Origin of the sequence: Nonomuraea indica (assembly GCF_002850745.1) — a bacterium.
Taxonomy (GTDB): Bacteria; Actinomycetota; Actinomycetes; order Streptosporangiales; family Streptosporangiaceae; genus Nonomuraea; species Nonomuraea indica.
The window spans coordinates 1-14,721 of sequence record NZ_KZ559467.1 but is presented as its reverse complement, the minus strand read 5'-3'; the positions used below and the strand labels follow the sequence as shown (position 1 = coordinate 14,721).

The 14,721-nt window shown below is 67.2% G+C and carries 17 protein-coding genes; all 17 read right to left on the bottom strand.

The window, feature by feature from the left end:
• Positions 1-9: 9 nt before the first annotated feature.
• Positions 10-315, bottom strand: a complete 306-nt coding sequence (gene rpsQ / locus CXR44_RS04140; RefSeq protein ID WP_101783548.1) for a 30S ribosomal protein S17 — start codon at positions 313-315, stop codon at positions 10-12.
• Entirely contained in the window at positions 308-544 is a 237-nt protein-coding gene (rpmC, locus tag CXR44_RS04135; RefSeq protein WP_080047279.1) for a 50S ribosomal protein L29, read from the bottom strand. The genes rpsQ and rpmC overlap by 8 nt, the downstream gene beginning before the upstream one ends.
• Entirely contained in the window at positions 544-963 is a 420-nt protein-coding gene (gene rplP, locus CXR44_RS04130) for a 50S ribosomal protein L16 (protein ID WP_101783547.1), read from the bottom strand. The genes rpmC and rplP overlap by 1 nt, the downstream gene beginning before the upstream one ends.
• 2 nt (positions 964-965) lie before the next feature.
• The gene (gene rpsC / locus CXR44_RS04125; protein ID WP_101783546.1) at positions 966-1,808 is read right to left on the bottom strand and encodes a 30S ribosomal protein S3; all 843 of its coding nucleotides are present in this window, start codon (positions 1,806-1,808) and stop codon (positions 966-968) included.
• On the bottom strand, positions 1,808-2,161 hold the full coding sequence (rplV, locus tag CXR44_RS04120; protein ID WP_101783545.1) for a 50S ribosomal protein L22: 354 nt from the start codon (positions 2,159-2,161) through the stop codon (positions 1,808-1,810). Before rplV ends, rpsC begins: the two co-directional genes overlap by 1 nt.
• A 28-nt stretch (positions 2,162-2,189) precedes the next feature.
• Positions 2,190-2,468, bottom strand: coding sequence for a 30S ribosomal protein S19 (gene rpsS, locus CXR44_RS04115; RefSeq protein ID WP_101783544.1), 279 nt, complete (start codon positions 2,466-2,468; stop codon positions 2,190-2,192).
• Positions 2,469-2,479: 11 nt separating this feature from the next.
• Positions 2,480-3,316: a 50S ribosomal protein L2 gene (gene rplB, locus CXR44_RS04110; protein ID WP_101783543.1), complete on the bottom strand. Its 837-nt coding sequence runs from the start codon at positions 3,314-3,316 to the stop codon at positions 2,480-2,482.
• 105 nt (positions 3,317-3,421) lie between these two features.
• Complete coding sequence (gene rplW, locus CXR44_RS04105; RefSeq protein ID WP_219601697.1) at positions 3,422-3,724, bottom strand: 50S ribosomal protein L23; 303 nt, start codon at positions 3,722-3,724, stop codon at positions 3,422-3,424.
• A gap of 5 nt (positions 3,725-3,729) precedes the next feature.
• Positions 3,730-4,392, bottom strand: coding sequence for a 50S ribosomal protein L4 (gene rplD, locus CXR44_RS04100; RefSeq protein ID WP_101783541.1), 663 nt, complete (start codon positions 4,390-4,392; stop codon positions 3,730-3,732).
• A complete protein-coding gene (rplC, locus tag CXR44_RS04095; RefSeq protein ID WP_101783540.1) occupies positions 4,389-5,042 on the bottom strand; it encodes a 50S ribosomal protein L3 in 654 nt (217 codons plus the stop codon). The genes rplD and rplC overlap by 4 nt, the downstream gene beginning before the upstream one ends.
• 14 nt (positions 5,043-5,056) lie before the next feature.
• Entirely contained in the window at positions 5,057-5,365 is a 309-nt protein-coding gene (gene rpsJ / locus CXR44_RS04090) for a 30S ribosomal protein S10 (protein WP_012887830.1), read from the bottom strand.
• Positions 5,366-5,636: 271 nt separating this feature from the next.
• Positions 5,637-6,830: an elongation factor Tu gene (tuf, locus tag CXR44_RS04085; protein WP_101783539.1), complete on the bottom strand. Its 1,194-nt coding sequence runs from the start codon at positions 6,828-6,830 to the stop codon at positions 5,637-5,639.
• A 163-nt stretch (positions 6,831-6,993) separates the two neighbouring features.
• Positions 6,994-9,042, bottom strand: coding sequence for an elongation factor G (fusA, locus tag CXR44_RS04080; RefSeq protein ID WP_245898931.1), 2,049 nt, complete (start codon positions 9,040-9,042; stop codon positions 6,994-6,996).
• A 90-nt stretch (positions 9,043-9,132) separates the two neighbouring features.
• The gene (gene rpsG, locus CXR44_RS04075; protein WP_020542314.1) at positions 9,133-9,603 is read right to left on the bottom strand and encodes a 30S ribosomal protein S7; all 471 of its coding nucleotides are present in this window, start codon (positions 9,601-9,603) and stop codon (positions 9,133-9,135) included.
• 2 nt (positions 9,604-9,605) lie between these two features.
• Positions 9,606-9,980 carry a 30S ribosomal protein S12 gene (gene rpsL / locus CXR44_RS04070; RefSeq protein WP_020542315.1) on the bottom strand — a complete coding sequence of 125 codons (375 nt, stop codon included), beginning with the start codon at positions 9,978-9,980 and terminating at the stop codon, positions 9,606-9,608.
• Positions 9,981-10,361: 381 nt separating this feature from the next.
• Positions 10,362-10,598 carry a hypothetical protein gene (locus CXR44_RS04065; protein ID WP_101783537.1) on the bottom strand — a complete coding sequence of 79 codons (237 nt, stop codon included), beginning with the start codon at positions 10,596-10,598 and terminating at the stop codon, positions 10,362-10,364.
• 164 nt (positions 10,599-10,762) lie between these two features.
• A complete protein-coding gene (locus tag CXR44_RS04060; RefSeq protein WP_101783536.1) occupies positions 10,763-14,638 on the bottom strand; it encodes a DNA-directed RNA polymerase subunit beta' in 3,876 nt (1,291 codons plus the stop codon).
• Positions 14,639-14,721: the final 83 nt, after the last annotated feature.

The window sequence follows — 14,721 nt, the reverse complement described above, 5'->3', positions numbered from 1 at the left end:
CGGGAAGGCCTACTTGGCCTTCTCGAGGATCTCGACGACCCGCCACCGCTTGGTGGCCGACAGCGGCCGAGTCTCCATCAGAAGCACACGGTCGCCCACGCCGCAGGCGTTGGACTCGTCGTGCGCCTTGTACTTGGTCGTACGGCGGATGACCTTGCCGTACAGCCGGTGCTTCACCCGGTCCTCGACGGCGACGACGACGGTCTTGTCCATCTTGTCGCTGACGACCAGGCCCTCGCGGACCTTGCGGAAGTGACGCCCTTCGGCGGTCTCCTCAGCGGCCTGGGTGGTCTCGGTGGTCTCGGTCTCAGCCATCGCTCGTCTCCTTCTCGACCGTGACGATGCCGAGCTCACGCTCGCGCATCACGGTGTAGATACGGGCGATCTCGCGGCGGACAGCACGCAGCCGCCCGTGGCTCTCCAACTGACCGGTCGCCGCCTGGAAGCGGAGGTTGAACAGTTCCTCCTTGGCTTCCTTCAGCTTCTGGACCAGGGTGTCCTGGTCCTCCACTCGCAGCTCGCCGGCGGTCAGGCCCTTAGCCATCACGCCTCACCCACTTCACGCTTAACGATCTTGCACTTCATCGGCAGCTTGTGGATCGCGCGCTGAAGCGCCTCGCGCGCGATCGGCTCCGCCACGCCGGACAGCTCGAACATCACGCGTCCGGGCTTGACGTTGGCGATCCACCACTCGGGCGAACCCTTACCGGAACCCATGCGGGTCTCGGCAGGCTTCTTGGTGAGCGGACGGTCGGGGTAGATGTTGATCCACACCTTGCCGCCACGGCGGATGTGACGGGTCATCGCGATTCGGGCGGACTCGATCTGGCGGTTGGTCACGTACGAGTGCTCAAGCGCCTGGATGCCGAACTCGCCGAACACGACCCTCGTGCCGCCCTTGGCGGCTCCGCTGCGGTCAGGCCGGTGCTGCTTGCGGTGCTTGACCCTGCGCGGGATCAGCATGGTCAGCTCCCTTCAGCACCCGGCTGCGCAGCCGGGCCGGTCTCGGGGGCGGCCTGCGCGGCCGCCTCGGTCCTGGGGGCGCGGTCACCGCGGCCGCCACCACGGCGGGCGCCACCGGCGCCACCGCGACGGGGACGGTCGCCGCCACCCCTACGGTCGTCACGCTCGCGACGCTGGCCGGCACGAGCACCGGCGGCGGCCGCCTCACGCTCGGCGCGGCTGGTCGCGGCCTCACCCTTGTAGATCCACACCTTCACGCCGATGCGGCCGAAGGTGGTGCGGGCCTCGTAGAAGCCGTAGTCGATGTCCGCGCGGAGCGTGTGCAGCGGCACGCGGCCCTCGCGGTAGAACTCCGACCTCGACATCTCGGCGCCGCCCAGACGACCCGCGCACTGCACCCGGATGCCCTTGGCGCCGCTCTTCATGGCCGACTGCATGGCCTTGCGCATGGCACGCCGGAACGAGACACGGCTGGACAGCTGCTCGGCGACGCCCTGCGCGACGAGCTGGGCGTCGATCTCGGGGTTCTTCACCTCGAGGATGTTGAGCTGGACCTGCTTCTTGGTCAGCTTCTCCAGGTCACCGCGGATGCGGTCGGCCTCCGCGCCGCGTCGGCCGATGACGATGCCCGGACGCGCGGTGTGGATGTCGACCTGGACGCGGTCGGTCGTGCGCTCGATCTCCACCTTGGAGATGCCGGCCCGCTCCATGCCCTTCTGCAGCATGCGGCGGATCGCCACGTCCTCGGCGACGTACGACTTGTACAGCTTGTCGGCGTACCACCGGCTCTTGAAGTCGGTCGTGATGCCGAGGCGGAACCCGTGCGGGTTAACCTTCTGGCCCACTATCGGGTCCTTCCCTTCGGCTCGCGGGACTCCACGATCACGGTGATGTGGCTCGTCCGCTTGTTGATCCGATAGGCACGACCCTGGGCACGCGGACGGAACCGCTTCAGCGTCGGGCCCTCGTCGACCCACGCGCGGCTGACGACCAGCGTCTGGGGGTCGAGGTTGAAGTTGTGCTCTGCGTTCGCCATGGCGCTGGAGAGCACCTTGTAGATCGGCTCGCTCGCCGTCTGGGGAGCGAACTGCAGCACGGCCTGCGCCTCCGAAGCGGGCAGCCCGCGAATAAGGTCCACCACGCGGCGGGCCTTCTGGGGCGTGACGCGGACGAACCGCGCCTGAGCCCTGGCTTCCATCGCTTACTCCTCTTACTTCTGAAGGCTGCTATCGCCGGCTGCGGCGGTCTTCCTTGACGTGGCTGCGGAAGGTGCGCGTGGGGGCGAACTCTCCCAGCTTGTGGCCGATCATCGCCTCGGTGATGAACACCGGGACGTGCTTGCGGCCATCGTGAACGGCGATCGTGTGCCCGAGCATGTCAGGCACGATCATGGAGCGCCGCGACCACGTCTTGATGACGTTCTTGGTGCCCTTCTCGTTCTGGGCGTCCACCTTCTTGGCGAGGTGGTCGTCCACGAAGGGACCCTTCTTAAGGCTACGTGGCATTTCGGCTGCTCCTACCGCTTCTTCCTCTTGCTCCGACGTCGGATGATCAGCCGGTCGCTGGCCTTGTTCGCCTGGCGGGTACGGCCCTCAGGCTTGCCCTTGGGGTTGACCGGGTGACGACCACCGGAGGTCTTGCCCTCACCACCACCGTGCGGGTGGTCGACGGGGTTCATCGCGACACCGCGGACGGTCGGGCGCTTGCCCTTCCACCTCATACGGCCGGCCTTGCCCCAGTTGATGTTGGCCTGCTCGGCGTTGCCGACCTGGCCGACCGAGGCCCGGCAGCGCACGTCGACCATGCGCATTTCGCCGGACGGCATACGCAGCGTGGCGTACTGGCCTTCCTTCGCGAGCAGCTGGATCTGGGCGCCCGCGGAGCGGCCGAGCTTGGCGCCGCCGCCCGGACGGAGCTCCACCGCGTGGATGAAGGTACCGGTCGGGATGTTGCGCAGCGGCAGGCAGTTGCCCGGCTTGATGTCGGCCGCGGGGCCGTTCTCGATGCGGTCGCCCTGCTTGAGGCCGGTCGGCGCGATGATGTAGCGCTTCTCGCCGTCGGCGTAGTGCAGCAGAGCGATGTTGGCGGTGCGGTTGGGGTCGTACTCGATGTGAGCGACCTTCGCCGGAATGCCGTCCTTGTCATGCCTCCGGAAGTCGATGATCCGGTAGGCGCGCTTGTGACCGCCGCCCTGGTGGCGTGCGGTGACCCGGCCGTGTACGTTGCGGCCGCCCTTGTTGTGAAGGGGCGCAAGCAACGACTTCTCGGGCGTGCTGCGCGTGATCTCGGAGAAGTCCGAGACACTCGAGCCACGGCGACCGGGAGTCGTCGGCTTGTACTTACGGATGCCCATCTTTTTCGTTCATCCTTCGTCGGTTACATGGGTGAGCCCGCCGCACGCGAGTGCGACGGTCTCTGCCCGCTACGGACCATGCGGCCCGCTGTGCATCTATGGCTGCTAGCCGATCTGACCGAAGATGTCGATCCGATCGCCCTCGACCAGGCTCACGATCGCGCGCTTGGTGTCGGGACGCTTGCCGAAGCCGGTGCGGGTGCGCTTGCGCTTGCCCTGCCGGTTGATGGTGTTCACGCTGGTGACCTTGACCCCGAAGATCTGCTCGACGGCGATCTTGACCTGGGTCTTGTTCGCGGTCTTCTTCACCAGGAACGTGTACTTGTTGTTCTCATCGATCAGGCCGTAGCTCTTCTCGGAGACGACGGGCTTGATGATGATGTCGCGCGGGTCGACGACCCTCTCCATGCTCATCAGGCGTCTTCCTTCTCACTCTGCTCGGCCGACCCCGCCGACAGACGCGCCACGACCTGGTCGTACGCCTCCTGGGTGAAGACCACGTCGTCGTGGACGAGCACGTCGTAGGTGTTGAGCTGCCCCGCGTCCAGCAGGTGGACCTCGGGAGCGTTACGCAGGCTCATCCAGGTCAGCTCGTCGGCCTCGTCGACCACGACGAGCACGGTCTTGGCCTGAGTGATCTTGCGAAGGGCCTGCAGGGCGGCCTGCGTCTTCGGCGTCTCGCCGGTGACCAGGCTGCTCACCACGTGCACGCGACCGCTGCCGGCCCGGTCGGAGAGGGCACCGCGCAGGGCGGCGGCCTTCATCTTCTTGGGGGTGCGCTGCGAGTAGTCACGCGGAACCGGACCGTGGACGGTGCCACCGCCGGCGAACTGCGGGGCGCGGGTCGAGCCCTGACGGGCGCGGCCGGTGCCCTTCTGGCGGTACGGCTTCTTGCCGCCGCCTCGGACCTCACCACGGGTCTTGGCCTTGTGGGTGCCCTGCCGGCGAGCGGCGAGCTGGGCCACGACGACCTGGTGGATGAGGGGAACGTTGACCTTGGCGCCGAAGATGTCTTCGGGCAGGTCGACGGTGCCGGTCTTGGCGCCGCTGGCGTCGAGGACGTCAATGGTGGTCACTTGGCAGCCCCCTTCTTGGCAGCGGTGCGAACGAGGACCAGGCTGCCGTTGGCACCGGGGATCGCACCCTTGATCAGGATGAGGCCCTTCTCGGCGTCAACGGAGTGAACCTTGAGGCTCTGCACGGTGGTGCGGACGTTACCCATCCGACCGGCCATGCGCAGACCCTTGAAAACGCGACCCGGGGTGGCGCAGCCACCGATGGAACCCGGCGAGCGGTGCTTGCGCTGCGTACCGTGCGACGCGCCCAGACCACCGAAGCCGTGCCGCTTCATGACACCGGCGAAGCCCTTGCCCTTGCTCTTGCCCGTCACGTCGACGAACTGGCCGGCCTCGAAGGTGTCGGCCAGCAGCTCCTGGCCGAGGGTGTAGTCGCTCGCGTCGTCGGTGCGGATCTCCGCGAAGTAACGGCGCGGGGTGATGTCGTGCTTGCGCAGGTAGTCGCCGAGCGGCTTGTTGACCTTCCGGGGGTCGACCTGCCCGAAGCCGAGCTGGATGGCGGAGTAGCCGTCCTTCTCGGCCGTGCGGACGCGGGTCACCACACACGGACCGGCCTCGACCACGGTGACCGGGACCATCCGGTTGTCCGCGTCGAAGACCTGGGTCATGCCGAGCTTCTTGCCCAGGACGCCCTTGATCGTCTTAGCCATGTCAGTGTGATCCCTCAGAGCTTGATCGAAATGTCGACGCCCGCGGGGAGGTCGAGCCGCATGAGCGAGTCGACGGTCTTGGGCGTCGGGTCGATGATGTCAATCAGCCGCTTGTGCGTGCGCATCTCGAAGTGCTCGCGGCTGTCCTTGTACTTGTGCGGCGAGCGGATGACGCAGTACACGTTCTTCTCGGTCGGCAGCGGCACCGGGCCCGCGACCTTCGCGCCAGTCCGCGTCACCGTCTCGACGATCTTCTTGGCCGAGCTGTCGATGACCTCGTGGTCATAGGCCTTGAGCCGAATGCGGATCTTCTGTCCCGCCATAGTGGCCTCGGTGTCCTTCGCTGTCGTCTGAAAAAGTATCGTGCGGCATGGTGCCGCTGTAGTGCGGCGAGCGTGAGCTCGCGAAGCTCCACGTAGCAGACGCAGTCGATCTGCTTTTTCTTCCGTGATCCGGCAGTTACTTCGGTCACGTCCGAAGTGACTGCGAGATCACGGCTTTGGCGTGGAGCCGGGGCGGGAGCCGAAACTCCTGCCCGGTCGTGGTGCGGCGGCCGGCCCTGTCTCCGGGGCCGACCGCCGACCCGCGATCGTGCTACTTGATGATCTTCGTGACCCGACCGGCGCCGACGGTGCGGCCACCCTCACGGATCGCGAACTTGAGGCCTTCCTCCATGGCGATGGGCTGGATCAGCTCAACGCGCATCTCGGTGTTGTCGCCCGGCATGACCATCTCGGTGCCCTCGGGGAGGTGCACGACACCGGTCACGTCAGTCGTACGGAAGTAGAACTGCGGGCGGTAGTTGTTGAAGAACGGCGTGTGGCGGCCGCCCTCGTCCTTGGACAGGATGTAGACCTGGCCCTCGAACTCGGTGTGCGGGGTGGTCGTGCCCGGCTTGATGATGCACTGGCCGCGCTCGACGTCGTCGCGCTTGATGCCGCGGAGCAGCAGGGCGGCGTTGTCGCCGGCGTGACCCTCGTCGAGCATCTTGTTGAACATCTCGATGCTGGTGACGGTGGTGGTCGTCTTCTCCGGCTTGATGCCGATGATGTCGACCTGCTCGTTGACCTTGACGATGCCGCGCTCGATACGGCCGGTGACGACGGTGCCGCGACCGGTGATCGAGAAGACGTCCTCGACCGGCATGAGGAACGGCTTCTCCGTCTCACGCGGCGGCTCGGGCACGTTCTCGTCGACGGCGTTCATCAGCTCGATGATGCTGTCGGCCCACTTCTCGTCGCCCTCAAGAGCCTTGAGCGCGGAGACGCGGACGACCGGCAGGTCGTCGCCGGGGAACTCCTGAGCGGACAGGAGCTCGCGGACCTCGAGCTCGACGAGCTCGAGGATCTCCTCGTCGTCGACCATGTCGGACTTGTTGAGGGCCACGACGATGTAGGGGACGCCGACCTGGCGGGCCAGGAGGACGTGCTCCTTCGTCTGCGGCATGGGACCGTCGGTGGCGGCGACCACGAGGATGGCGCCGTCCATCTGGGCGGCACCGGTGATCATGTTCTTCACGTAGTCAGCGTGACCGGGGCAGTCCACGTGGGCGTAGTGGCGCTTCTCGGTCTGGTACTCGACGTGCGCGATGGAGATCGTAATACCGCGAGCCTTCTCCTCGGGCGCCTTGTCGATCTTGTCGAACGGCGTAGCCTTGTTCAGCTCCGGGAAACGGTCGTGAAGCACCTTGGTGATCGCCGCGGTCAGCGTGGTCTTGCCGTGGTCGATGTGCCCAATGGTGCCGATGTTCATGTGCGGCTTGGTCCGCTCGAACTTGGCCTTAGCCACTGGTTCTCTCCTTGAGAATCTGACTGACTTTCGTCTACACACTCGGGCCCGGGTAATCCCGAATCCCTAAACGGCGGGGCGGCTCACACCGCCCAGCCAGGGGCCGAGGCCCCATCTGCGGCCGGCCGCCGGTCTCCCGGCGTCCGGCCATAGGGTCCCGAGACTATTCGCCCCGGGCCTTCGCGACGATCTCCTTGGCGATGCCCGGAGGCACCTCCGCGTAGGAGTCGAACTGCATGCTGTAGCTCGCGCGCCCCTGCGTCTTGCTACGCAGGTCACCCACGTAGCCGAACATCTCAGACAGCGGCACGAGCGCGTTGACGACGCGGGCACCGGCCCGCTCGTCCATCGCCTGGATCTGCCCGCGGCGACCGTTGAGGTCACCGATGACGTCACCCATGTAATCCTCGGGCGTGGTGACCTCAACGGCCATCATCGGCTCGAGGAGCACAGCGTCAGCCTTGCGCGCGGCCTCCTTGAAGGCCATCGAGCCGGCGATCTTGAAGGCCATCTCGGAGGAGTCGACGTCGTGCGCCGCACCGTCGGTCAGCGTCACCTTCACGCCCACCATCGGGTAGCCGGCCAGCACGCCGAACTCGGCAGCCTCCTGGGCACCCGCGTCGACCGAGGGGATGTACTCCCTCGGGACACGGCCACCCGTGACCTTGTTCTCGAACTCGTAGCCGTCGTTGCCCTCGCCCAGCGGCTCCAGGTCGATGATGACCCGCGCGAACTGACCGGAACCACCGGTCTGCTTCTTGTGGGTGTAGTCGACCTTCTCCACCTTGCGGCGGATGGTCTCGCGGTAGGCGACCTGCGGACGGCCGACGTTGGCCTCGACCTTGAACTCGCGACGCATGCGGTCGACGAGGATCTCGAGGTGAAGCTCGCCCATGCCCCAGATGACCGTCTGGCCGGTCTCCTCGTCACGGCGGACCTGGAAGGACGGGTCCTCCTCGGCCAGCCGCTGGATCGCGGTCGACAGCTTCTCCTGGTCGCCCTTGGTCTTGGGCTCGATGGCGACGTTGATGACCGGAGCCGGGAACGTCATCGACTCGAGCACGACCTGGTTGGCCGGGTCGGACAGGGTGTCGCCGGTGGTGGTGTCCTTCAGACCCATCACGGCGACGATCTGACCGGCGATCGCCGTCGGGCGCTCCTCGCGCTTGTTGGCGTGCATCTGGTAGATCTTGCCGATCCGCTCCTTCTTGCCCTTCACAGAGTTGACGACCTGTGAACCGGCCTCGAGCGTGCCCGAGTAGATGCGGATGTAGGTGATCTTGCCCAGGTGCGGGTCGCTGGCGATCTTGAAGGCCAGGGCGGAGAACGGCTCGGTCGGGTCCGCGTGCCGCTCGACGACCTGCTCCTCGTTGCCGACCGCGTGGCCCTTGAAGGCCGGGATGTCGGTCGGCGCGGGGAGGTAGGCGACGATCGCGTCGAGCAGGGGCTGCACGCCCTTGTTCTTGAACGCGGTGCCGCACAGGACCGGGTTGATGGCGCTGGCCAGCGTGGCGCGGCGGAGGGCCGCGACCAGCTGCTCCTCGGTGGGCTCGGTGCCCTCGAGGAAGAGCTCCATCAGCTCGTCGTCGTTCTCGGCGACGGTCTCGACCAGCCGGTCACGCCACTCGCGGGCGGCCTCGGCGTGGTCGGCCGGGATGTCGACGGTGTCGTACATCTCGCCCTTGGCCGCCTCGGCGCTCCACACGAGGGCCTTCATCTTGATGAGGTCGATGACGCCCTTGAAGTCGGCCTCGACACCCAGCGGCAGCTGGATGACCGCCGGGGTCGCGCCCAGACGGCTGACCATCATGTCGACGCAGCGGTGGAACTCCGCGCCGACCCGGTCCATCTTGTTCACGAAGCAGATGCGGGGCACGTCGTAGCGGTCAGCCTGGCGCCACACCGTCTCCGACTGCGGTTCGACACCCGCGACACCGTCGAACACGGCGACGGCACCGTCGAGGACGCGGAGCGAACGCTCCACCTCGATGGTGAAGTCGACGTGACCCGGGGTGTCGATGATGTTGATGGTGTGACCGGCCCACTCGCAGGTCGTCGCGGCCGACGTAATCGTGATGCCGCGCTCCTGCTCCTGCTCCATCCAGTCCATCGTGGCAGCGCCCTCGTGGACTTCACCGATCTTGTAGTTGATGCCGGTGTAGAACAGGATGCGCTCGGTCGTGGTGGTCTTGCCCGCGTCGATATGGGCCATGATCCCGATGTTGCGGACCTTGGCCAGGTCAAGAGCGGTCGTGGTGGCCACTTCTCTCGCGTCCTCGTCGTCTCGTCGAACCCGCCGGGGTTACCAGCGGTAGTGGGCGAAGGCCTTGTTGGACTCGGCCATCTTGTGGGTGTCCTCGCGCTTCTTGACACTCGCCCCGAGGCCGTTGCTGGCGTCCAGGAGCTCGTTCATGAGGCGCTCGGTCATGGTCTTCTCGCGGCGGGCGCGGGAGTACTGCACCAGCCAGCGCAGGGCCAGGGTGGTGCTGCGCGCGGCGCGCACCTCGACCGGCACCTGGTAGGTCGCGCCACCGACACGACGGCTGCGAACCTCGAGAGTCGGCTTGACGTTGTCGAGCGCGCGCTTGAGGGTGACGACCGGGTCGTTGCCCGTCTTCTCCCTGCAGCCCTCGAGGGCGCCGTAGACGATCGACTGCGCGATGGAGCGCTTGCCGTCCAGGAGCACCTTGTTGATCAGGGCGGTCACCAGCGGCGAGCTGTAAACCGGGTCAGCCATGAGCTGACGACGGCCAGGAGAACCCTTGCGAGGCATTGTTAGCTCTTCTCCTTCTTCGCGCCGTAACGGCTACGGGCCTGCTTGCGGTTGCGGACACCCTGGGTGTCCAGCGAGCCGCGGATGATCTTGTAGCGAACACCCGGCAGGTCCTTCACACGACCGCCACGCACGAGCACGATGGAGTGCTCCTGCAGGTTGTGGCCCACACCGGGGATGTAAGCCGTGACCTCGATGCCGTTGGTGAGCCTGACACGGGCCACCTTGCGCAGGGCCGAGTTGGGCTTCTTCGGAGTCGTGGTGTAGACGCGCTGGCACACGCCGCGCCGCTGCGGACTCCCCTTGAGGGCAGGAGTCTTGGTCTTGGAGACCTTGTCCTGCCGGCCCTTGCGGACCAACTGCTGAATAGTGGGCACTGCCACTCCGTTTCGTGCCTTGGCCGGTGTTACGTCATGTCGTGCATTTCGCAGGCGCTGCCGGTGTCATGACCTGCTGATTTTTGCTTCCCCCCGCGCCCCCGCGCTCGGGCGTGTCGCGCTGTTCGCACAGACACATCCGCGAGGACTGCGAGCCAGGAAGCCGTCCCGCGCTCCCATATCGAGCGCACGGTCGAGAGCCCGCATAGTAACGGGCACGATGCTCAAGACTACCCAGGTCACTGCGACACGTCAAAGCGGCGCGGCAAAGCGGACAAGCCTTACCACTCCGGATCGCAGAGGCCGTTCATCAAGGCCCGGGACTACCACTGCTCCGCGCCCATGATATCCGGCCCGCACAGCGTTTTGTCGCGCTTCCCGTCACATCAGCAACCCGAACCCCTCGGCCGCACACCCGCGGCCCGCGCCCGCCGCCCAGGGCGCCGGGACGCACCGGCCGAGCCGCGCCTCTGCACGGCCGGACGCCGCCTTGCCATCCGGCTGCCGCACCAGAGCCTCCGCTTCGCCACCCGGCTGCCGCACCAGCGCCTCCACTGCCACCACCGCCGTGCTGCCGGCCGGGCCGTGGTACCGGACGGCAAGCGGCCTTGCGAGCATGCCCCGCGCGCCTGGAGCGTCCTCAGGGCCGTCCTCGGGGTCACCCTCGTCGTCTTGGCGAAGGCCGCGTCGGCGCCGACCGATGCCGCTGCCCGTACAACGGGAGGCGCCCGGGGCCTCCAGTGGAGGCGCCCGGGCGCGTCACGTACGGGACGGGTCCCGAACTAGCGGTTGTACTGGCCGAAGTCGTACTCCTCCAGCGGCACGGCCTCGCCGCTGCCGGTGCCGAAGGTGTAGTCGGCCGCGGAGCCGTCGTAGCCGCCCACCGTGTACATGGCGGCCTTGGCCTCCTCGGTCGGCTCGACCCGGATGTTGCGGTACTGGGGCATGCCCGTGCCGGCCGGGATGAGCTTACCGATGATGACGTTCTCCTTCAGGCCCAGGAGCGAGTCGGACTTGGCGTGGATCGCCGCGTCCGTCAGGACCCTGGTCGTCTCCTGGAAGGAGGCCGCCGACAGCCACGACTCGGTGGCGAGCGACGCCTTGGTGATGCCCATGAGCACCGGGCGACCGGCGGCCGGGGAGCCGCCCTCCGCCACCGTCTCGCGGTTCATCTGCTCGAAGCGCGGACGCTCGACGAGCTCGCCGGGCAGCAGGTCGGTGTCACCGGACTCGAGCACGTTCACGCGCTTGAGCATCTGCCGCACGATGATCTCGATGTGCTTGTCGTGGATCGACACGCCCTGCGAGCGGTAGACCTGCTGGACCTCCGCCACCAGGTGCAGCTGCACGGCCCGCGGGCCGAGGATGCGCAGCACCTCGTTGGGGTTGACCGCACCGGCGACGAGCTGCTGGCCGACGCCGACGCGCTGCCCCTCGGAGACGAGCAGGCGCGAACGCATCGAGACCGGGTAGGCGATCTCCTCCGAACCGTCGTCCGGAGTGATGACGATCTTCCTGGCCTTGTCGGTCTCGTCGATGCGGACCCGGCCCTCCGCCTCGGAGATCGGGGCGACACCCTTGGGGATGCGCGCCTCGAACAGCTCCTGGACACGGGGCAGGCCGTGGGTGATGTCGGCACCGGCCACACCACCGGTGTGGAACGTACGCATCGTCAGCTGCGTGCCGGGCTCACCGATCGACTGGGCGGCGATGATGCCGACCGCCTCGCCGACGTCCACGAGCTTGCCGGTGGCCAGCGAGCGGCCGTAGCAGGTCGCGCAGACACCGATCTTGGCCTCGCAGACGAGCGCGCTGCGGGTGCGGACGGTCTCGACGCCGGCCTCGACCAGCTTCGTGACGTGGGTGTCGTTGATGTCGACGCCCTTGGCCACGACGACCTTGCCGTCGACCTCGACGTCCTCGGCCAGGATGCGGCCGTGCACGTTGGACTCGGCGTTCTCGGCCTTGACCAGGTTGCCCGACGCGTCACGCTCACCGACGTGCAGCGGGACCGCGCGGTCGGTGCCGCAGTCGATCTCGCGCACGATGACGTCCTGCGCCACGTCCACCAGACGACGGGTCAGGTAACCCGAGTCGGCGGTGCGCAGCGCGGTGTCGGCCAGACCCTTGCGCTGTCCGTGGGTGGAGATGAAGTACTCCAGCACCGACAGGCCCTCGCGGAACGAGGCCTTGATCGGCCGCGGGATCGTCTCACCCTTGGTGTTGGACACCAGGCCACGGATGCCGGCGATCTGGCGCACCTGCATCTTGTTGCCCCGGGCGCCGGAGTTGACCATCATCCAGACCGGGTTGGTCGCCGGGAAGGCGTTGACCATGTCGGTCTCGACGTCGGCCGTCGCGTGGGTCCAGATCTCGATGAGCTCCTGACGGCGCTCCTCGTCGGTGATCAGACCACGCTCGTACTCGCGCTGCACCTTGTCGGCGCGGCGCTCGTAGTTCTCCATGATCTCGGACTTGTTGGGCGGCGCGACGACGTCGTCGATGGAGATCGTGACGCCGGAACGGGTCGCCCAGCGGAAGCCGGCGTCCTTGAGCGCGTCGAGCGAGTTGGCGACCTCGACCTTGGGGTAGGTCTCGGCCAGCTCGTTCACGATCGTGGACAGCTGCTTCTTGCCGACCTGGAAGTTGACGAACGGGTAGCTCGCCGGCAGCGTCTGGTTGAACAGGCACCGGCCGAACGTCGTCTCCAGGCGGATCGGGTCGCCCTGCTCCCAGCCCTCGGGCGCGACCCAGTCGCGCGGCGGCAGGACGTCCTTGAGCCGGATCTGGATCTTCGCCTGGATCTCCAGCTCGCGGCGGTCGAAGGCCATCTGCGCCTCGGCGATCGAGCCGAAGACCCGGCCCTCGCCCTGGGCGCCCTCCTTCTGGGTGGTCAGCCAGTAGAGGCCGATGACCATGTCCTGGGTGGGCATCGTCACGGGCTTGCCGTCGGCCGGCTTGAGGATGTTGTTGGTCGAGAGCATCAGGATGCGTGCCTCGGCCTGGGCCTCAGCCGACAGCGGCAGGTGCACGGCCATCTGGTCGCCGTCGAAGTCCGCGTTGAAGGCGGTGCAGACGAGCGGGTGGATCTGGATGGCCTTGCCCTCGACCAGCTGCGGCTCGAAGGCCTGGATGCCCAGACGGTGCAGCGTCGGAGCACGGTTGAGCAGCACCGGGTGCTCGGTGATGACCTCTTCGAGCACGTCCCACACCACGGGGCGGGCGCGCTCGACCATCCGCTTGGCCGACTTGATGTTCTGCGCGTGGTTGAGGTCCACGAGCCGCTTCATCACGAACGGCTTGAACAGCTCCAGCGCCATCTGCTTGGGCAGGCCGCACTGGTGCAGCTTGAGCTGCGGGCCGACGACGATGACCGAACGGCCGGAGTAGTCGACTCGCTTGCCCAGGAGGTTCTGGCGGAAGCGGCCCTGCTTGCCCTTCAGCATGTCGCTGAGGGACTTCAGCGGCCGGTTGCCGGGACCGGTGACCGGGCGGCCACGACGGCCGTTGTCGAACAGCGCGTCGACGGCCTCCTGCAGCATCCGCTTCTCGTTGTTCACGATGATCTCGGGCGCGCCGAGGTCGAGCAGACGCTTGAGCCGGTTGTTGCGGTTGATCACCCGGCGGTAGAGGTCGTTGAGGTCGGAGGTCGCGAACCGGCCACCGTCGAGCTGCACCATCGGGCGCAGGTCCGGCGGGATGACCGGGATGCAGTCGAGCACCATGCCGCGCGGCGAGTTGGTGGTGTTGAGGAACGCCGAGACGACCTTGAGCCGCTTGAGGGCGCGGGCCTTCTTCTGGCCCTTGCCGCTGCGGATGGTCTCACGGAGGTTCTCGGCCTCGGCGTCCAGGTCGAAGCTGATCAGCCGGTCCTGGATCGCCTGCGCGCCCATGCCGCCCTTGAAGTAGCGGCCGAAGCGGTCGCGCATCTCGCGGTAGAGCAGCTCGTCGCCCTCGAGGTCCTGGACCTTGAGGTTCTTGAAGCGGCTCCAGACCTCCTCCAGCCGGTCCAGCTCGCGCTGGGCCCGGTCACGGAGCTGGCGCATCTCGCGCTCGGCGCCCTCGCGGACCTTGCGGCGCTGGTCGCCCTTGGCGCCGGCGGCCTCCAGCTCGGCCAGGTCGGACTCGAGCTTCTTCTGCCGGGCCTCGATGTCGGCGTCACGGCGCTGCTCGATGTGCTGCCGCTCGACGGAGATCTTCGCCTCCAGCGAGGGCAGGTCACGCTCACGCAGCTCGGTGTCGACATGCGTGATCATGTACGCCGCGAAGTAGATGACCTTCTCCAGGTCCTTCGGGGCGAGGTCGAGCAGGTAGCCGAGGCGGGACGGGACGCCCTTGAAGTACCAGATGTGCGTGACGGGCGCGGCCAGCTCGATGTGGCCCATCCGCTCACGGCGCACCTTGGCGCGGGTCACCTCGACGCCGCAGCGCTCACAGATGATGCCCTTGAAGCGGACGCGCTTGTACTTGCCGCAGTAGCACTCCCAGTCGCGGGTCGGACCGAAGATCTTCTCGCAGAAGAGCCCGTCCTTCTCCGGCTTGAGAGTCCGGTAGTTGATGGTCTCCGGCTTCTTCACCTCACCGTGCGACCACTGACGGATGTCGTCGGCCGTCGCGAGACCGATCCTGAGCTCGTCGAAGAAGTTGACGTCCAGCATTGTTTGCGATCTCCCCCTCAGACTTCTTCCACGCTGCTCGGCTCACGCCGGGACAGGTCGATACCGAGCTCCTCCGCGGCGCG

Bases quoted from the DNA above. Each gene is read 5' to 3' on its own strand.
- rpsQ (WP_101783548.1), bottom strand. From the start codon at position 315: ATGGCTGAGACCGAGACCACCGAGACCACCCAGGCCGCTGAGGAGACC.
- rpmC (WP_080047279.1), bottom strand. From the start codon at position 544: ATGGCTAAGGGCCTGACCGCCGGCGAGCTGCGAGTGGAGGACCAGGAC.
- rplP (WP_101783547.1), bottom strand. From the start codon at position 963: ATGCTGATCCCGCGCAGGGTCAAGCACCGCAAGCAGCACCGGCCTGAC.
- rplV (WP_101783545.1), bottom strand. From the start codon at position 2,161: ATGGAAGCCAGGGCTCAGGCGCGGTTCGTCCGCGTCACGCCCCAGAAG.
- rpsS (WP_101783544.1), bottom strand. From the start codon at position 2,468: ATGCCACGTAGCCTTAAGAAGGGTCCCTTCGTGGACGACCACCTCGCC.
- rplB (WP_101783543.1), bottom strand. From the start codon at position 3,316: ATGGGCATCCGTAAGTACAAGCCGACGACTCCCGGTCGCCGTGGCTCG.
- rplW (WP_219601697.1), bottom strand. From the start codon at position 3,724: ATGGAGAGGGTCGTCGACCCGCGCGACATCATCATCAAGCCCGTCGTC.
- rplC (WP_101783540.1), bottom strand. From the start codon at position 5,042: ATGGCTAAGACGATCAAGGGCGTCCTGGGCAAGAAGCTCGGCATGACC.
- rpsJ (WP_012887830.1), bottom strand. From the start codon at position 5,365: ATGGCGGGACAGAAGATCCGCATTCGGCTCAAGGCCTATGACCACGAG.
- fusA (WP_245898931.1), bottom strand. From the start codon at position 9,042: ATGGCCCATATCGACGCGGGCAAGACCACCACGACCGAGCGCATCCTG.
- rpsG (WP_020542314.1), bottom strand. From the start codon at position 9,603: ATGCCTCGCAAGGGTTCTCCTGGCCGTCGTCAGCTCATGGCTGACCCG.
- CXR44_RS04065 (WP_101783537.1), bottom strand. From the start codon at position 10,598: ATGCTCGCAAGGCCGCTTGCCGTCCGGTACCACGGCCCGGCCGGCAGC.
- CXR44_RS04060 (WP_101783536.1), bottom strand. From the start codon at position 14,638: ATGCTGGACGTCAACTTCTTCGACGAGCTCAGGATCGGTCTCGCGACG.